Source organism: Fibrobacter sp. UWT2 (assembly GCF_900142545.1).
Taxonomy (GTDB): domain Bacteria; phylum Fibrobacterota; class Fibrobacteria; order Fibrobacterales; family Fibrobacteraceae; genus Fibrobacter.
In genome coordinates this window covers 115844-132638 of the sequence record NZ_FRBF01000005.1, presented here as the reverse complement: position 1 = coordinate 132638, position 16795 = coordinate 115844, and the positions used below count along the sequence as shown (strand labels likewise).

Sequence of the window (16795 nt, the reverse complement as noted above, 5' to 3'; positions counted from 1 at the left end):
CATGAAAGTTTTTCTCTACGACACGACTCTCCGCGACGGTAACCAGGACCGTAAAATCAGTCTTTCTCTTGCAGACAAGCTGCAGATTGCACGTATTCTGGACCATTTCGGCTTTGACTACATCGAAGGCGGCTGGCCGAACCCCAGCAACCCCACCGACGAAGAATTCTTCCAGAAGATTAAGGAAGTCAAGCTGAAGCATGCGAAGATTGCTGCCTTCGGTTCGACGCGTCGCCCCAAGGTGCTCCCCGAAAAGGACCCGCTGCTGCAGGCTCTCGTTAAGTCTGGCGCTCCGGTCAAGACGATTTTCGGCAAGAGCTGGGACTTGCACGTGACCGACGTGATTCGCACGACCCTCGAAGAAAACCTCGACATGATCGAGTCTTCGGTGGCGTACCTCAAGGAACATTCCGAAGAGGTGATTTACGATGCGGAACATTTCTTTGACGGCTACAAGGCCAATCCGCAGTACGCCTTGGAAACACTCAAGGCTGCAGAACTCGGCCATGCCGACTTTATCGTGCTTTGCGACACCAACGGCGGAACCATGCCGTGGGAACTCGAAGAAATCGTGAAGGACGTGAAGAAGCATGTTTCTACACCTATCGGTATTCATGTGCATAACGATGCCGGCCTTGGCGTGTGCAACAGCATTTATGCCGTGAAGAGCGGTGCGACTATGGTGCAGGGCGTGGTGAACGGTTACGGTGAACGTTGCGGTAACGCAAACCTCACGACCATCGCTGCCGACCTCCACTTCAAAATGGGTGCGAAGTTCTTCGCTGCTAAAAAGATTGCTCGCCTTCGTCAGTTGAGCAGCAACGTGGACCAGATTGTGAACTTGCCGAGCGATGCTCACGCCCCGTACGTTGGCGATGCAGCCTTTGCCCATAAGGGCGGCGCTCACATCGACGGTGTGATGAAGGTGTCCCGCAGCTTTGAACACATCGACCCGCACGCCGTCGGTAACGACCGCGTGTTCGTCACCAGTGACCAGGCCGGCGGCTCTCTCGTTGTGGAAAAACTTAAGGCCATTAAGCCGGGCATCGACAAGAAGGACCCGGTGGTGGCAAGTCTGCTTTCGCTCATCAAGGAACGCGAAAACGCCGGCTGGCATTTCGACAGCGCCGAAGCAAGCTTCAAGATGCTCGTGTACCGCCACTTGGGAATGGTCAAGGAACCGTTCAAGGTGCTGAACTACCGCGTCATCGAAGACAAGACGCCGCAGGGCGTTTCGGTGTCGCAGGCGACAGTCAAGCTCCAGATTGGCGACAAGATTAGCCATCAGGTGAGCGAAGGTGACGGCCCGGTGAACGCTTTGGATGCGGCTCTCCGTAAGGCGCTGCTCCCGTTCTTCCCGAACATGGCGAAGGTCAAGCTCGACGACTATAAGGTGCGCGTGCTCGGAAGCAAGGTTGCTTCTGACGCGACGGTTCGCGTGTGGACGACCTTCGGCGACGAAAAGGGCTACTGGAACGTGGTCGGTGTTTCGAGCAACATCATCGAAGCATCTTGGATGGCTTTTGTGGATGGCCTCACCTACAAGATTCTGGTGGACAACAAGGTCATCGAAGGTGCTTACAAGCATCTGGACGTGAAGCCTGTTGAACCGGCCAAGCCCAAAGAGGAACCTGCTCCGGCGAAGCAAAAGAAATTAACGAAACGCCAAGTGAAACGCGCCGCAGGTCTCTAATCACAAACCACTGTCTACTTCCTACTTCCTACTGTCTACTATGATTATTACAAAAGTAAATCCGAAATCTGCTGAAATTGAACGCATCTGCGGGCGCGAAGTCGCCCCGTCTAAAGAAATTCACGACAAGGTGATGAACATCCTTGCCGACATCAAGAAGGGCGGCATCGCCAAGGCAACTGAATACGCCCAGAAGTTCGATGGCCTTAAGGGCAAGAACATTCGCGTGCCGGCGTCTGCCATTGCAAAGTCTGCCGCCAAGTGCCCCAAGGAACTCCAGAAGGCCCTCAAGCAGGCCATCAAGAACGTGCGTGACTTCCACAAGAATCAGATGGAAGAATCCTGGTTGATGGAAGGGGCTGACGGAGTGGTACTCGGTCAGCGCATTCGCCCGATGAAGCGCGTTGGTCTCTACGTGCCGGGTGGTGCAGGCATTTATCCGAGTACGGTGATTATGAATGCAGTGCCGGCGCTTGTCGCGGGCGTGCAGGACATCGTGGTGGTGACGCCAATCAAGGGCGAAATCAACCGCGCCGTGGCATTCGTGCTGCAGGAACTCGGCATTACTGAAGTCTACCACATTGGTGGTGCTCAGGCCATCGGCTTGCTCGCTTACGGCGCGAAGGATGCCAAGGGCAAGACGGTTGTGGAACGCGTCGACAAGATCGTCGGCCCGGGTAACGTTTTTGCCGCTATCGCCAAGAAGGAAGTCTTCGGTATCGTGGATATCGACATGGTCGCTGGTCCCTCCGAAGTGCTCGTGATGGCCGACAACACTTGCGATCCGGACTTTGTCGCTGCAGACCTTTTGAGCCAGGCCGAACACGGTTCTGGCTTTGAAGCCGCTATTTGCATTACCGACAACATGGAAACCGCCCAGATGATTTCTGCTTGCGTTGACGTGCAGGTGGAAAATTCTCCGAAGCGTGAACTCCTCGAAAAGGTGCTCGGCAACTTCGGCCGCATCTTGGTGGTGAAGGATTGGTTCGACGGTGTAGAAATCGCGAACCGCATCGCTCCGGAACATTTGGAAGTCATGACCGCCGAAGCTGAATCCATGGCCGCCCAGATTGAAAACGCTGGCGCCGTGTTTATCGGTCCGTGGTCCAGCGAACCGGTGGGCGACTACTTTGCAGGCCCCAACCATGTGCTGCCTACTAACGGCACGGGCCGTTTTTTTAGCCCGCTCGGTGTGTACGACTTCTTAAAGCGCATGAGCATCATCCGCTACAGCGAAAAAGCTATCAAGAAGAATGCGAAGGCGATCGCCGCCGTCGCTACTGAAGAAGGCTTCATTCACCACGCTGCAGCGGTCCTGAAGCGTCTTTAGAGCAGTGAGCTATGAGCTGTTTTTAAAACAAAAACATCGTGTCATCGCCAAGATTCAAGCACACTCGGTTGCGTCCTGATTCCTTGGCGAAGTAAAGAGCATCGTCGGCGCGTTTAATAATCGCCTCGACGGTGTCTTCGTTTTTACGCTCGGTAAAGCCGACACTCACCGTCACCGAAAGCTTCTCGCCGTTGGGCAGCGGAATCGGCAACGCCTCGATGGCGGCACGCAGCCTTTCGCCGACAATCTTTGCGTTCTCGACGCTCGTTCCCGGCAGGAATATGGTGAATTCCTCGCCGCCGTAACGCACGGGCATGTCGGTGGGGCGCAAGCATTCAAGAATCGCCTTGGCGACTGCAATCAGCACCTGGTCGCCCACGAGATGCCCGTAAGTGTCGTTGATTCGTTTGAAGTGGTCGATGTCCACCATGAACGCCGAAAGGTGCAAGTTACCCGCGTTACTACGCTTGAGTTCGCGGGTGTACATTTCTTCGAGCCAGCGGCGGTTATGGAGGCCCGTCAGGGCGTCCACCTTCGCGTTTTCTTCGATGCAGCGAATGTGGTATTCTTCTTCGCAAACCATCTTGTTGCTGTTGCGAATGCGGTTGCTTAGAATCTGCAAAAAATTCAAGCAAAGGTCGTGCGAAGCGTTCAGCATGGCGAGCGCCGTGTCCGCTTCGATAATCAGAATCTTGCAATTCGCCTTGGCATACACCTTGGCGCTGGGCTTCACGTTTTCGAAAATGGACATTTCGCCGGCACAGTGTCCGGCCTGAATATCGTTCTTGAAAATGCCGCCTTGCGATTCCACCTGCACTTCCATGAGGCCTTCCAAAAGCACCAGGAGCCGCCTCTGCGGTTGCTCCGGGTCAATGAGTAAAGTGCCCGGTGCGGGGTAAATCGTTTTACAGCCTAGCAGGTAACCCGCCAAGCTTTCGAAAGCGACGTTCTTGAAAATTTCTAGTCGCTGAAATTCTGCCCTGGAGATGGGCAATGTTTCCAACTCGTAGTTGCTCATACCATAATTATATACAAAAAATGCTCAAATAGCTTTTTATAATTTATATTTTTAGGAAAAACGAGGCGAAAAGCGAGCATTTATGGCAAAAACGATACTCCAATCTGTACTATTTCAGGGCAAGAAACAAGATTTGTTAATCTCCGGGAAGAAATTTGCGAAGGTCGGCCGCGAACTTTCCAAGCGCGATTACGAAAATGCCGAAGTGTTAAATTGCGACGGATTGGCGATTATTCCGCCGTTCTACAATGGTCATACGCATGCCGCCATGACGCTGTTGCGTGGCTATGCCGACGACATGCCGCTGCAAAAGTGGCTCACGGAATACATTTGGCCGTTCGAGGCGAAGCTTACCGCCAAAGATATCGAAATCGGAACGCGCCTTGCCGTGCTTGAAATGATCAAGTCCGGAACGGTATTTTTTTCGGACATGTACTGGCGTCGCGAAGTCACCATGAAGGTCGTCAAAGAAATGGGAATCCGCGCGGCGATCGGCGTGACGATTGCCGAGAACCTCGATACTCCCGAACATATCGAAGAAAACTTCAAGTTCCTGCGGGATCACCGCCTGGAATCGGACCGCGTCAAGCTTGCGGTGATGCCGCACAGCATTTACACCGTCGGTGAAAAAATCTTCAAGCGCTGCGCGAAAGTGGCGCGCGAAGAAAACTACATTCTGCACACTCATTTGTCTGAAACGCTTAAGGAAGTCAAGGATTGCAAAAAGCAGTATGGATGCACTCCCGTAGAACTCCTCGATAAGTGGGGGATTCTCGGCGAAAACTTTGTCGGCGCGCACTGCGTTCATCTGAACGAATATGAAATGTCGCTGATGGCCGAATCGGAATCGGCGGCGATTCTGAATCCGTGCTCGAACTTAAAGCTCAGTAGCGGCATCCCGAAGGTGAATGCGCTGCTGGATAGCGGCGTGCTCGTGGGGCTTGGTACCGACGGTGCCTCGTCGAATAACAACCTCGACATGCACGAAGAAATGAAGCTGATTTCGCTGCTGGCGAAGGTGGAGCCGAAGACTGGCAAGGCGGAATCGCTACCGGCGATTGAGGCGCTTGAAATGGCGACTTGGAATACGGCTCTCGCTTATGGAATTCCGGCGGGGCTGATCGCCGAAGACTTCTTGGCGGACGCCTTGCTGATTGACCTCAAGAATGAGCGCCTGGTGCCGAACTATAACTTGGTCAGCAACTGGGTGTACGCAGGGGATTCCAGCGCCATTCATTCAGTTATCTGTAATGGCAAGTTCGTGATGCGCAATCATCACGTCGACGGTGAAGAAGACGTCATCAAGGACGCGCGGAAGTACGCTATTTCTTGAGCGAATCCACAGCGTTGCTTACAGCGCCTTTCACTGTTTCCTTAGCCGCTTCGGTTGCCTTTTCAACTGCCTTGTCAGCGGCATCTTTAGCGGCTTCCGCGGCTTTTTCTGCAGCCTTGTCCGTTGCGTTCTTCACGACCTCGCTAGCCTTCTTCTCGGCGACTTCCAAAAGATCCACCGGCTCCGAAGAATAACCCATCATCTCGATGGTCGCCTTGTAGGCTTCGTAGGAGAAGGCGCTGTTGCGGGTTTCGGGGATGATTCCGCCGAACGGGAACAGGTGCAAAATCGTGAGCAGCACAAAGCAAATGAGCAACGCCTTGATGACTCCGAAAATTCCGCCGAGAATGCGGTCGGCTTTGCCTACGGTCGTACCTTCGGTAATGTGCTGCAAAAAGTGCCCGATAAACAAGAAAAGCAAGAACGGGACCAAGAAGCCGATGCACATGCAAACGAGCTTTGTCGAAAATGCGCTAGCCTGCAACGTGTTCGAAATAAAGTCGGCCAGCAAGCCGCACGCAAAGTAAGCGCCCAGAATGCCTGAAGCCCAGGCGATTAAGCGGAAAATTCCTCGGAAAAAGCCGTGCCACAGTCCCAGTAACATTAAGAACAGGATGATGATGAGGCAGACGATATCGATGGCGTTCATAGAAAATTTGTTTTAAATAGGTTTTAGATAAATCGTGTAATCAAAAAACAAATTAAGGAACCGGCCAATGCACCCATGCAGAATCCCTTGAACATCAGGAACTTTGTGTGAGTGGGGTAGACCGGGGGTTCAGTAAAAAGCGTTTCGTCAATAGATTCTGTCTTTTGCTTGATAGAATCCTTAATAGCGTAAATCCACATGGCCATGTAAGGGACCATGTCGCGGGGGAAGTTTCGCATGACTTGCGAAACTTGCTCGGCGGCATCGAAGGCAGTGAGCGGGCGCTTGCGCGGATCCTTCTGGAGCATTCGTTCGATCAGCTTTCTTAAGCGGCGGGGGAGTTCCTTGCTAAAGGCTTTCTCGGTAACACGCAGCTTTTGGATGCGCGTGAGTGTGTCGCTAAAACTTGTGCCGCGGAACAGATTCTGGCCCAGGAGCATTTCGCTGGCGATGATGCCGATCGCGAACAAGTCCGAAGCAGGAGTCGCTTCTTCACCGACGGTTTGCTCGGGGCTCATGTAAGTGACAGTACCGAGGATGGCGCCCGTTTGCGTGAGGCGTTCGGCGTCTTCGCCCTTGTTGAACTTGAGCGGATTTTCGGTGTGGGCGATGCCAAAGTCCAGCAGGTGCACGCGACCGTCGTTGTCGACCATGATGTTTGCGGGTTTCAGGTCGCGATGCACGATTCCCTTGCGGTGGGCTTCGCCCAAGGCGCAAAGAATTTCATGCAAAATGTTCAGCACCACCCAGAGAGGCGGCTGCGGCACTTTGTCTAAAATCTGGCGGAGCGTAAGCCCGTGCACAAATTCCATGGAGAGCGAAAGCTTGCCGTCTTTTTCTTTCCACAAGGCGTAGGGCTTGGTAATAGCCGGATGGTTCAGGTGTGCGAGAATGTTACCCTCTTGCATAAAGCGGCGGACGTTTACATCGCTATCTTCGATGTCCTGCTGCATCTGCTTGACCACGACCATTCGGTCTAGCGACTTGTCGTGACAGAGCCACAGCTGACCCATCGCGCCGGAACCTAATTCCTGCGTAGGAGTATATCCACCAATCTTTGAAGGTCTTGTATTCTTCGCTTCGCTCATAAATCAAATGTTTTGGTTTGAGGTCGCTTCGCTTTGAGCTCGGGCTTTCGCCCTTTGAGCTCATACCTCAGAACCTCATCGCTCAGACCCCTTTAAGTAAATTGTATGATGCTTCGTCTTGGGGTCCAGATTCGGGTAGTCCAGAATGTAATGCAATCCGCGGGATTCCTTGCGGTGGAGAGCTGCAATCAGAATCATCTTGGAAACCTGAAGTGCATTCAAGAATTCAAGGTAATGCAGATTTTCGGTTTCCTTGTTCTTGATCGCTGCATCAACGTCCTTTTCTAGTTCTTCGATAACCTTGAGGCCCTGATTCAGGCCCGCCACGGTACGCACGATGCCGCAATGCGTCCACATCATGTCTTGCAGAATCTTCTTGCGCTTGCGCCAGTAAGCAGCCTTGCCGAAGGAAACCTTTTGCGGCTTAGCCTTGCTCGGAACAATCTTTTCTTTAAGGAGGCCGCTTTCGCAAATGTTGTCAACGGCACGCACCGCGAATACCACGCTTTCCAAGAGGGAGTTAGAAGCGAGGCGGTTAGCGCCATGAACGCCGGTGGCGGCGACTTCGCCGCAGGCGTACAGGCCTTTGATTTCGGTCCTGGACCAAGTGTCGACCAGTACGCCTCCGCACATGTAATGTGCGGCCGGCACCACCGGAATCCACTGCTTGGTAATGTCGATGCCAGCCTCGAGGCACTTCGCGTAAATGTTCGGGAAGTGGCTCTTGATGTCTTTCGGCGTGCGACCGCTCAAGTCGATAAACATGTTCGGCTTGCCCAGTCGCTGCATTTCGCTGTGAATGGCGCGTGCCACAATGTCGCGCGGTGCAAGGGAGTGCAGCGGGTGCACCTGGTTCATGAATTCTTCGCCCTTGTCGTTCTTCAAGATTCCGCCAAAGCCGCGCACCGCTTCCGAAATCAGGAACGGCTTCTTGAGGCTCGGCGCATAAAGGCTCGTGGGGTGGAACTGCATGAATTCAATATCCTGCAAGGCTGCACCTGCGCGTGCCGCAATCGCCATGCCGTCGCCGCAGCTGTCGTGCGGGCAAACGGTGTACTGCCAGATACGACCGGCACCGCCGGTAGAAAGGATAGAAGCCTTTGCGTAAAGGTCTTCGACAATGCCTGTTTTCTGGTGAATAATCTTTGCACCCACGCAACGCTTTGCCTTGCCTTCGCCCTTGCAAATCAAGTCCTTGATGTAGCAGTTTTCAATATAGTGGATGTTCTTGTGCTTGTGCAGTTCGCAAAGCAGTGCACGCATGATTTCTTTACCCGTAAGGTCTGCGGCATGCAAAATGCGGTGGTGGCTGTGGCCGCCTTCCAGGTGCAAGTCAAACTGAGTCTTGTCGACGGGCGAGGGGGTAAATTGCACGCCCCACTTGACCAGCTGCTGAATGGTCGCCGGGCCGCTCTTGGTCAAAATGTTCACGGGTTCCTTTTTGCAAAGGCCGGCTCCCGCTTCCAACGTGTCGTCAATGTGGAACTTGAACTTGTCCGTCTTTTCGGTAACGGTGGCGATTCCGCCTTGGGCGTAGTTTGAGGAACCGTCCGGCTTTGCACCCTTAGTGAGAATGACAACCGAAAGGCCCTTTTCTGCTGCGTGCAACGCTGCGCTTAGGCCAGAAATTCCTGCTCCCAGAACCAAAATGTCGTACATGACCGAACTCCGTTGGCTAAACTTTGTCTTTACGTGGTATATAGATAGAAAAAAAGCGCTATTTCGGCATTATTTGAATGCAAAATAAAAGAAATAGATTTTTTTTGCTACATTTTGCCCGACAAAAATTTCTATGGAGTCTACTCTATGTTAACGTGGATTAATGAAAAAGCCAAGTGGATTATCGTTATCTTTGCCGCGGGTATCGTGGTAGGCCTTTTGGCCATGGACCGTGTGCCCAATCAGGGACATAGCTATCCGGTCGGCATCGTCAACGACAAGAAGATCACTTATGCCGAATTCGACTCCCGCATCAAGAATATCGTGCAGAACCAGTACCAGGGCCAGCACCTCGAAGACGAACAGTACAACCAGTTGCGCACCGAAGTGTTCCGCAGCTTTGTTCGCCAGATTCTCTTGAACGAACAGTTCGAAAATGCCGAACTGAGCGCCTCGGTTGCCGAACTTGAATCTGAATTCGTCCGCAACCCCGATGCCGTTCGCGCCCGCCTTTACCAGGAAGCCCAGATGCGCATCCGCATGATCCAGCAGCAGTCTGCAAGCCAAGAAGACTTTATGCAGCGCTACCAGGCTTATGTGTCTACGCTCCCGAAGTTCATGACCGATTCTACCTTCGACAAGGCTGAATACGAAGCATGGCTCAAGACTCCCGAAGCCTTCCGCTGGGGCGTGATGCTGCAGCTCGAAGAAGACCTCAAGGTCAACACCATTCCGATGCGTCAACTGCAGGCGCTGGTCGGCGCTTCTGTGCATGCCACTTCCTTGGAAGCTGGCTGGGCTGTTAACCGCCGCTTGACCGACTACGAACTGCAGGTGGCAGTTGCTTCTAACAACGACTTCAAGGTCGACGAAAATTCTGTGGACAGCGTGATGGTGGCAGGCTACTTCAACGCCCACCGCGACAGCTTCTACGTGCAGAAGGACATGGCTCAGTTTGAATTCGCCTACCTCCCGGTCGAAGCTACCGCTGGTGACGATGCCCGTATTCGCGAATACGCTATGACGCTTTACTACCAGCTGACCGATTCCTCTTCGACCACCACGTTCGAAGACATGGCCCGCATTTCTTCTGAAGATGCCGGCACCGCCGAAAAGGGTGGCGTCTTGAGCGACGACTACGTGGGTCGCGGCGTGTACGTGAAAGAATTCGAAGATGTTGCCTTCGGTCTCGACTCCGGCGCAGTCTCTGAACCGGTTCGCACTCGCTTTGGCTACCACATCATCAAGAGCCTCGGCAAGTCTAAGGATTCTACCGGTGCTGACCTCGTGAAGGTGGCTCACATCCTCCTCGTCGTGAACGCTTCTTCTGAAACCATCGACAGCCTCGAAGGTATCCTCACCAAGATCAAGGCTTCTGTGGATGCCGGCAAGACCTTCGCCGAAGCAGCCAAGGAACAGAACATCGACACTCATACTTCTAACTGGATTTCTCGCGGCGAATCGATCGAAGGCGTCGGTTACCTCAAGGGCCTGACCTCTTATGCTTGGCCGAATGAAAATCTTCCGGAAGAATCCAGCAAGGTTTCTCCGATCATGAAGAACAACAAGTGGGTTGTCGTCGCCCTCAAGTCCAAGGAACTCAAGGCTGGCGAACGTAGCCTCGACCTGTACTTCAACAACATCAAGAGCACCCTGCTCCGCAACAAGTCCGCTGCCGCTGCCGAAAGCTACCTGAACTCCGTTGCCGACAAGATTAAGGCTTGGGCTCCGGCTGACAGCGCCGCCGACTCTGCCACTGTTGCCGCCAACAAGATCGAAAAGGTCGAAATCGAAAAGGTTACCGCCTCTGTGGATGGCTTTGTTCCGGGCTTCGGCTACGGCAACACCCACCTCGCCAAGGTGCTCGAAGGCGCTAAGGTTGGCGAATGGTCCTCTGCTATCGCTACCGACAACGGTGCCGTGATGGTGAAGGTGCTCTCCAAGAAGGCTCCTGAAGAAGAAGCCGTGAACAACGCCGTCAAGAGTGACGTGGCAAACGCCTCTAGCTATGTGGCTATGAGCTTGTTCAACGAATACGTGAGCAATCTCGAAAACTCCACGGCTGTCGAAAGCAACCTCGACCTCTTCTACAGAGACTAGTCCGGGCTAGACAGAAATTGACCTGTTTGCTATATTTGGCGGGCAAAATCGCTAAATATGGCGAATTTCGGTGCCATCGTCTAGTGGTCCAGGACACTGGCCTCTCACGCCGGTAACAAGGGTTCGAGTCCCTTTGGCACTATTAAAACGGATCCAATCGGGTCCGTTTTTCTGTTTCGGTGTAACTATCCACTATCAAAAAAAACATAAAATTTTTAGTTACACTGTTAAAATTTATTTATATATTAAGCCCATACGGAATTGGGTAAATGAGATTATTTGAAGAGAAAGTTTTTTTGCGACTCTTGCTGGTTTTGGCAAGTGTTTTCTTTGCTGCTTTTATTCCAGAAATCGTAGCGACTAAGGACAGTCTGTTGTGGGCTGTTCCTTATTTTTTAGCTGATTTCTTCTTGGTGGTCGTGGCCGTGATGTACCGGTTCCCGGTTATCGGCAACCGCAAGCGCATGCGCGAAGATGTCGAAATTACTGTTCCTGCCCCCGCGCAGACCCCTATCCGCGACTTCAAGAAAGACCTCATGGAGCGCGACGAACTCTTCCAGATGATGGTGGACGTTTCTTCGAACGGTTTTTGGACGTTCGACGTCGTAACGGGCAAGGTTTACTGGTCTAAGCGCGCCATTAAGCTGTTGCAGGCCCAGGCGAGCCCCATTCAAGATTCTTTTGACCTGCTCAAGGAACGCATTGTCGAAAGCGACTGGCTCCGCTTTAAAGAAGAACTAAAGTTGGCGCTCGAAACGGGCGAAAAGTTCCACCTGATTGTTTCGCTGCTCGACAATTCCGCCGAAGCCGACAAGCTGGTGATTTCGGGCCACGTGCAGCTGAACGAAGACGGTCACCCCATTCGCATTGTGGGTTCCCTCGACGAAAATTCCGACAAGCAGGCCCAGGAAAAGCAGAACTACTATTACGTGTACCAAGACGCGCTCACGGGTGTCTACAACCGCAAGTTCTTCTTGGAAAAACTCAAAGTCGATGTCGACATGGCCCTGCAGCGACCGGACTACCTGTTCGCCGTGGCGCTTTTGGATATTGACCGCTTTGGCGCGATTAATACCTCTTATTCCATTAACGTGGGTGACAACGTGCTGCGCGTGGTGGCCGACCGCATTAAGGCTCAGTGCCGCGTGGGCGATACCATTGCCCGTATTGGTCCTGACGTGTTCGCCATTGTGCTGCATGACATTCAAAAGAACGACGACAGCGACGTGAAGTCGATTGTGCGCCGCATTCACAGCGCCGTAAAGCAGCCGATCCAGCTCGATGGTCGCGAACTCTACATTGGCGTTTCGATGGCGGTGGCGCTGAACCGCGAAGTGGACTGCGTCGAAGATATCATGGCGAACGTGACTTCGAGCCTCCGCGAAATGAAGAAGAGTGTGAACCACGGCGGAATCCAGTTCTTTAGCGGCGGCATCCGCGAAAAGGCCATGCGCCTTTACAAGCTGGAATTCGACATTCGCAAGGCGATTCAGGCGCAGGAATTTGTGCTGTTTTACCAGCCGATTGTCGATATTACCGACGGCAACCGCATCGTGGCTTTTGAGGCACTTGTGCGTTGGAACCAGTCCAAGAGCAAGTTTATTTCGCCGGCGGAATTTATCCCCATTGCCGAAGAAACCGGCCTGATCATTCCGCTGGGTGCGCAGATTTTGAAAATGGCTTGCTTGCAGGCCAAAAAGTGGGTGGATGCCGGCTTTACCGAAATTCAGGTGGCAGTGAATTTCTCGGCTAAGCAGTTTGCGCTCGACAACATGATCGACGATATTAAGCAGGTCTTGCTTGAAACGCAGCTGAACCCCAAGAACCTCAAGCTCGAAATCACGGAATACACCGCCGTGTGCGAAGCCGAAAAGACGGTGAAGATCATGAATGCCCTTTCGAGCATGGGCATCCAGATTTCGATCGACGACTTCGGTACGGGTTACAGCAGCCTTTCTTACCTCAAGCAGTTCCCGATTCACACGCTCAAGATGGACAAGTCGTTCATTGACCACGTGACCGATGACGAAGAAGACGCCTCGTTTGCCCGCATGGTGATTGGCATTGCGAAGTCCATGAATCTGGACTTGATTGCCGAGGGTGTGGAATCCGAAAGCCAGCTGCAGTTCTTGCGGGACGAAGGCTGCCGCCTGATTCAAGGGTTCTACTTCAGCAAGCCGCTCTCTGCCGAAAAGGCACGCGACTACCTGCAGGAACATTACGCGCCCGCCACGACCGCCGTGGCCGAAAAGCGCAAAGAAATCCCGGTTATCGAAAGAGGCTACGTGGGGGAAAGCTATATCCCGTAACAACGGCGAGTGTTTTCGCGACAGGCCCTGTAGAGATCCTCTACAGGGATTTGTTTTACTTGGGCGAGTGCTGCCGCAATGTAGGGTATATAGCCCGAATGGCAGGGCTTGCCGCGGTAGGGGACAGGTGCCATGTAGGGGGAGTCGGTCTCCAGGAGCATTTGGTCCATGGGCACGAGCGCTGCAGCGTCGCGCACGTTCTGTGCGTTCTTGAAGGTGACGATTCCCGTGAAGCCCACGAAAATACTTGCGCCGCGGTACTTGAGGTCCAGCAGCTGCCCGCAGAATTTAGGCGAGCCCGTGAAGCAGTGTACGTGGATTTTGGAGCCGCGCAAGTCGGCGTTTCGCAGCACGGCAAGCGCGTCGTCATCGGCTTCGCGCAGGTGCAAAACCAGCGGCTTGCCCGATCTGAGCCCGAGTTCCAGATGCCGCTCGAACAGCTTGACCTGTTCGGCCTTGGTGTCGGCGCCGTAGTGGTAATCGAGTCCGAATTCGCCGCACGCCACGCACTTGGGGTGCTTCAGGTATTCAAGGAGGCGAGCCTCGTCTTCGGCAGTTTCGGTCTCTACGTATTCCGGGTGAATGCCGTAGGCGGCGTACACGTTCGGGTATTTTTCGGAAATTTCTTTGGCGCGTTCAAAGTCTGCCGGGTCGCATGCCACATGGACAAACGCCTCGGGCAGCTGCACGTTTTTATCGGCGTCGTGGGGGAGCCTTGCAAGCAGCGAATCCAGTGCTTCGCCCGAATGCTGTTCGTAAGAATCTAAATGGCAATGCGTATCGATGAACATGGGTTAGTAGCAAACCTCAATAATCTCATACGTTATCACTCCCTTGGGTGCTTGAACTTGCACTTGGTCGCCTTGTTTTTTGCCCATCAGAGCCTCGCCCACAGGCGACTTCATGCTGATTCGCCCCTGCAGCGGGTCGATCTCTTTTTCGCCTACGATGCTGTAGGTGCGTTCGCGCTTGGTCTTGATGTCCTTCATCTTGACCGTGGCGCCAAAGCGGATGGTGCCGTCGTCGCTAGCTTGCGATTCCACCACCTGGGCGCCGTCTAGAATGCGGTCCAATTCGCGGAGTCTGCGGTCAATCTCGCGCACGCGCATGCGCCCGTACGTGTAGGCCGCGTTTTCGCTGCGGTCGCCCTCGGCCGCTGCCGCCTGCACCTGGTTGATCATGGCCGGGCGTTCTACGTACTTGAGGTGTTCCCATTCCGCCTTGAACTTTTCAAAGCCTTCTTTCGAGATTAAATGTTTCATTGCCCGCTAATGTAGAAAATATTCTCGTTTTTACAAAAGTTTTACAAAAATTTTGGCATCGGGATGCTGAAAAAAGCGTGTTAAGTAATAAGGGGGTGTGCCATAACTTAACCCGAAAGGAAAATACATGTCTGCAACCAATCAACCGACCAAAAATTACATCGTTAAAAACGAACGGGGCGAAGAATTCCTGCTGCCCAAATACGCGGCGACCTTCCGCATCTTGATGGACGACAAGGACACAATCCGCGATGTGCTCAACAGCTTGCTCCAGCTGGACCATGACCATGAAATTGTTGACCTCGAATATGAATTCGAGAAACCCATCGACATCTTTATGCCTGAAAATGACCCCGCGCGTCTTGACGTCTGGGTGCATACCCGGGACAATCGGTATCTTAACATCGAGATGCAGAATAAAGTGCACTCGTTCTTTTTCGACCGTATGCAGCTTTACAATTCGTACCTCACGCTGCGCGGCAAGTACGAGTTCAACCGTTCAGACTATTTCATGGGCCTGCCGGAAGAAGAACGCAGGTACCGTTACTATGAACTTCCGGAAACGGTATCCATTTGGCTTTGCAACAATCCGGTACTCCGGTCAAAGGAAATTTATAAGGATGTGTGGTTAACATACAGTGAATACGAAGTCAAGTCGGGGAACGCTCTTCCCATTTCGCGGAAAAATAGGTATATTGTAGTAGACCTGCCCAACTTTTTGCAGTTGCGTAAAGGCGTGAAAACTCGCGAAGATTTCTGGCTCCGACTCATTTCGAGAGGACCTCTCCAGGTTCCCGAAACGGAAGACCCAATCTTTGCGAATGCACTTGACCGTCTGCGCGTAAGTCGCGTGAACCCTGAACTTTTGAAAGCACTGGAGGCAAACATGTTCGATCATCATGAATACGAGGTTCTCGAAGCCGAAGCCTTCTTGAAGGGCCAAGCGAACGGCGCTAAACATGAGCGCGAAAAGAATAATGCAGACAATGCTGTTCGCGACACCAAACGGGCCGACTACTTGCGTTCGCAGAACGTGCCAGAGAACGTGATTTCGGCGATGCTCGCGCTGAAGTAGCAGCCCCCCCCCTTTCCCCCGAAAGTTTTCGTGCCCGGATCTCGTTGGATTCGGGTGCTTTGTTTTATGCGCGGTAAGAGGCGGTGGCCTCCATGAGCATGTCAAAGTCACTCTTGTAATTAGCGTCGCGGATTATCCGAAATTTTTCAAATTCGCCTTCGGCGAAGGCCTTTGCGATTTCATGTGTGACCTTGCCTTTGTCCTCGAGAATGTCGCGTTCGTTGAATTGCAAGAATGCGTTGAGCTTTTGTACCCAGTCTTTCATGTACATGACTTGCCCGCGTTTTGCCTGTAGTTCGGCGTAGTCCAGGTACATGGTGACGATTCTGTTCAGGGTATCCCTCAACCCCATGTTCATTTTTTTGCTGTCGGCACGGGTGTAGATTATTTCTGCAGCCGTTTGGTGTGTGACTGCGTAGTGCAATTTGTTTTGGACTGTCGCGAAGAAATCCTGCGTAATCTGGCTGTCGGGACTGTAGTCTGCGCTGCATTTTGCGTAAATGTCCGTGATTTTCTGGTAAAAACGGCGTTCGCTAGCCCGGATTTCGCGGATGCGCTCAAGTTGTTCCTCGAAGTAGTCCTTGCCAAAGAAGTTCTGCGGGTCCTTTAGGCGATCGTCGTTCATGGCGAATCCCTTAATTATGTATTCTTTCAGGATTTGTGTCGCCCAGATGCGGAACATGGTCGCTTTTTTGGAGTTGATGCGGTAGCCCACCGCGATAATTGCATCGAGATTATAGATATTGGTTTGGTAGTTCTTGCCGTCAGAAGCAGTTGTTTCCATTTTGGAAACAACTGACGACTCCAGCAATTCGCCGTCGGCAAAGATATTTTTCAGATGCTTTGAGATGGCCGCCTTCTGCACATCGAAAAGTTCTGCCATCTTGGCCTGGGTAAGCCAAAGATTCTCGTTGCGGAGCATTATTTCGACTTTTACTTCGGCGTTATCGGTCTTGTACAGCAAAATTTCGTTCATGTGAACAAATGTGCACTACTTGTGGCGGGTTGTCAAGATGTTTTATGAAAATTTTTGAACTTTAAAGAATTTCTTTATAATTGAGATGTTTCGTTTGCTGTAGGTAAGGATTCCTTACGTACTGATTTTTGGGGTGGGTGGTTGGGGAGCGGAGGCTGGGTGGGCGGCCCGGCGCTGCGCTAGCGCTCCGCGCCGTCACGCTCTATTTTACGGGTCCGCGCTTCACCTCGCGGCTCCCGCGAATCTCGTAAAACGGCGCCAGGCGCCGCTCGCTTGCTCGCGGCACCTGTCTCCGCCCCAAGG

13 protein-coding genes and 1 tRNA gene are annotated in these 16795 nt (G+C 52.8%); 7 read left to right on the top strand and 7 right to left on the bottom strand.

Annotation, left to right across the window (positions count from 1 at the left end; translation table 11 throughout):
- Window position 1: 1 nt before the first annotated feature.
- Entirely contained in the window at window positions 2-1693 is a 1692-nt protein-coding gene (cimA, locus tag BUA40_RS05080) for a citramalate synthase (protein ID WP_083585287.1), read from the top strand.
- 40 nt (window positions 1694-1733) lie between these two features.
- Entirely contained in the window at window positions 1734-3023 is a 1290-nt protein-coding gene (hisD, locus tag BUA40_RS05075) for a histidinol dehydrogenase (RefSeq protein WP_072799098.1), read from the top strand.
- Window positions 3024-3045: 22 nt separating this feature from the next.
- On the opposite strand, the gene BUA40_RS05070 is transcribed toward hisD, so the two are convergent.
- A complete protein-coding gene (locus BUA40_RS05070) occupies window positions 3046-4041 on the bottom strand; it encodes a GGDEF domain-containing protein (protein ID WP_072799096.1) in 996 nt (331 codons plus the stop codon).
- An 82-nt stretch (window positions 4042-4123) separates the two neighbouring features.
- Here BUA40_RS05070 and BUA40_RS05065 point away from each other — a divergent pair, with 82 nt between their 5' ends.
- Window positions 4124-5374 carry an amidohydrolase gene (locus tag BUA40_RS05065; protein WP_072799094.1) on the top strand — a complete coding sequence of 417 codons (1251 nt, stop codon included), beginning with the start codon at window positions 4124-4126 and terminating at the stop codon, window positions 5372-5374.
- On the opposite strand, the gene BUA40_RS05060 is transcribed toward BUA40_RS05065, so the two are convergent.
- From BUA40_RS05060 to nadB, 3 genes are all read right to left on the bottom strand, one after another.
- On the bottom strand, window positions 5364-6023 hold the full coding sequence (locus BUA40_RS05060; RefSeq protein ID WP_072799092.1) for a CvpA family protein: 660 nt from the start codon (window positions 6021-6023) through the stop codon (window positions 5364-5366). The genes BUA40_RS05065 and BUA40_RS05060 overlap by 11 nt on opposite strands.
- Window positions 6024-6046: 23 nt before the next feature.
- Window positions 6047-7111, bottom strand: a complete 1065-nt coding sequence (locus BUA40_RS05055; RefSeq protein WP_072799090.1) for a serine/threonine protein kinase — start codon at window positions 7109-7111, stop codon at window positions 6047-6049.
- Window positions 7112-7186: 75 nt separating this feature from the next.
- Window positions 7187-8770, bottom strand: a complete 1584-nt coding sequence (gene nadB, locus BUA40_RS05050) for an L-aspartate oxidase (RefSeq protein WP_072799088.1) — start codon at window positions 8768-8770, stop codon at window positions 7187-7189.
- A gap of 147 nt (window positions 8771-8917) precedes the next feature.
- On the opposite strand from nadB, the gene BUA40_RS05045 reads away from it, so the two are divergent.
- From BUA40_RS05045 to BUA40_RS05035, 3 genes are all read left to right on the top strand, one after another.
- Window positions 8918-10870 (top strand): peptidylprolyl isomerase, encoded by a 1953-nt coding sequence (locus BUA40_RS05045; RefSeq protein WP_072799085.1) that lies wholly within the window; start codon window positions 8918-8920, stop codon window positions 10868-10870.
- A gap of 69 nt (window positions 10871-10939) precedes the next feature.
- A tRNA-Glu gene (locus BUA40_RS05040) sits at window positions 10940-11012 on the top strand.
- A gap of 127 nt (window positions 11013-11139) precedes the next feature.
- Window positions 11140-13179 (top strand): putative bifunctional diguanylate cyclase/phosphodiesterase, encoded by a 2040-nt coding sequence (locus BUA40_RS05035; protein ID WP_072799083.1) that lies wholly within the window; start codon window positions 11140-11142, stop codon window positions 13177-13179.
- Here the strand turns inward: BUA40_RS05035 and BUA40_RS05030 are convergent.
- Both BUA40_RS05030 and greA read right to left on the bottom strand, forming a co-directional pair.
- The gene (locus BUA40_RS05030; RefSeq protein WP_072799081.1) at window positions 13167-13970 is read right to left on the bottom strand and encodes a TatD family hydrolase; all 804 of its coding nucleotides are present in this window, start codon (window positions 13968-13970) and stop codon (window positions 13167-13169) included. The genes BUA40_RS05035 and BUA40_RS05030 overlap by 13 nt on opposite strands.
- A gap of 3 nt (window positions 13971-13973) precedes the next feature.
- Window positions 13974-14441 (bottom strand): transcription elongation factor GreA, encoded by a 468-nt coding sequence (greA, locus tag BUA40_RS05025; RefSeq protein ID WP_072799079.1) that lies wholly within the window; start codon window positions 14439-14441, stop codon window positions 13974-13976.
- Window positions 14442-14568: 127 nt separating this feature from the next.
- On the opposite strand from greA, the gene BUA40_RS05020 reads away from it, so the two are divergent.
- Window positions 14569-15516 (top strand): PD-(D/E)XK nuclease family transposase, encoded by a 948-nt coding sequence (locus BUA40_RS05020; protein WP_072799077.1) that lies wholly within the window; start codon window positions 14569-14571, stop codon window positions 15514-15516.
- A gap of 64 nt (window positions 15517-15580) precedes the next feature.
- On the opposite strand, the gene BUA40_RS05015 is transcribed toward BUA40_RS05020, so the two are convergent.
- Window positions 15581-16492 carry a virulence RhuM family protein gene (locus tag BUA40_RS05015; protein WP_072799074.1) on the bottom strand — a complete coding sequence of 304 codons (912 nt, stop codon included), beginning with the start codon at window positions 16490-16492 and terminating at the stop codon, window positions 15581-15583.
- Window positions 16493-16795: the final 303 nt, after the last annotated feature.

Coding starts and splice junctions, on each gene's coding strand:
- BUA40_RS05035 (WP_072799083.1), top strand. CDS start 11,140: ATGAGATTATTTGAAGAGAAAGTTTTTTTGCGACTCTTGCTGGTTTTG.
- greA (WP_072799079.1), bottom strand. CDS start 14,441: ATGAAACATTTAATCTCGAAAGAAGGCTTTGAAAAGTTCAAGGCGGAA.
- BUA40_RS05030 (WP_072799081.1), bottom strand. CDS start 13,970: ATGTTCATCGATACGCATTGCCATTTAGATTCTTACGAACAGCATTCG.
- BUA40_RS05045 (WP_072799085.1), top strand. CDS start 8,918: ATGTTAACGTGGATTAATGAAAAAGCCAAGTGGATTATCGTTATCTTT.
- BUA40_RS05060 (WP_072799092.1), bottom strand. CDS start 6,023: ATGAACGCCATCGATATCGTCTGCCTCATCATCATCCTGTTCTTAATG.
- BUA40_RS05015 (WP_072799074.1), bottom strand. CDS start 16,492: ATGAACGAAATTTTGCTGTACAAGACCGATAACGCCGAAGTAAAAGTC.
- hisD (WP_072799098.1), top strand. CDS start 1,734: ATGATTATTACAAAAGTAAATCCGAAATCTGCTGAAATTGAACGCATC.
- BUA40_RS05055 (WP_072799090.1), bottom strand. CDS start 7,111: ATGAGCGAAGCGAAGAATACAAGACCTTCAAAGATTGGTGGATATACT.
- BUA40_RS05070 (WP_072799096.1), bottom strand. CDS start 4,041: ATGAGCAACTACGAGTTGGAAACATTGCCCATCTCCAGGGCAGAATTT.
- cimA (WP_083585287.1), top strand. CDS start 2: ATGAAAGTTTTTCTCTACGACACGACTCTCCGCGACGGTAACCAGGAC.
- nadB (WP_072799088.1), bottom strand. CDS start 8,770: ATGTACGACATTTTGGTTCTGGGAGCAGGAATTTCTGGCCTAAGCGCA.
- BUA40_RS05020 (WP_072799077.1), top strand. CDS start 14,569: ATGTCTGCAACCAATCAACCGACCAAAAATTACATCGTTAAAAACGAA.
- BUA40_RS05065 (WP_072799094.1), top strand. CDS start 4,124: ATGGCAAAAACGATACTCCAATCTGTACTATTTCAGGGCAAGAAACAA.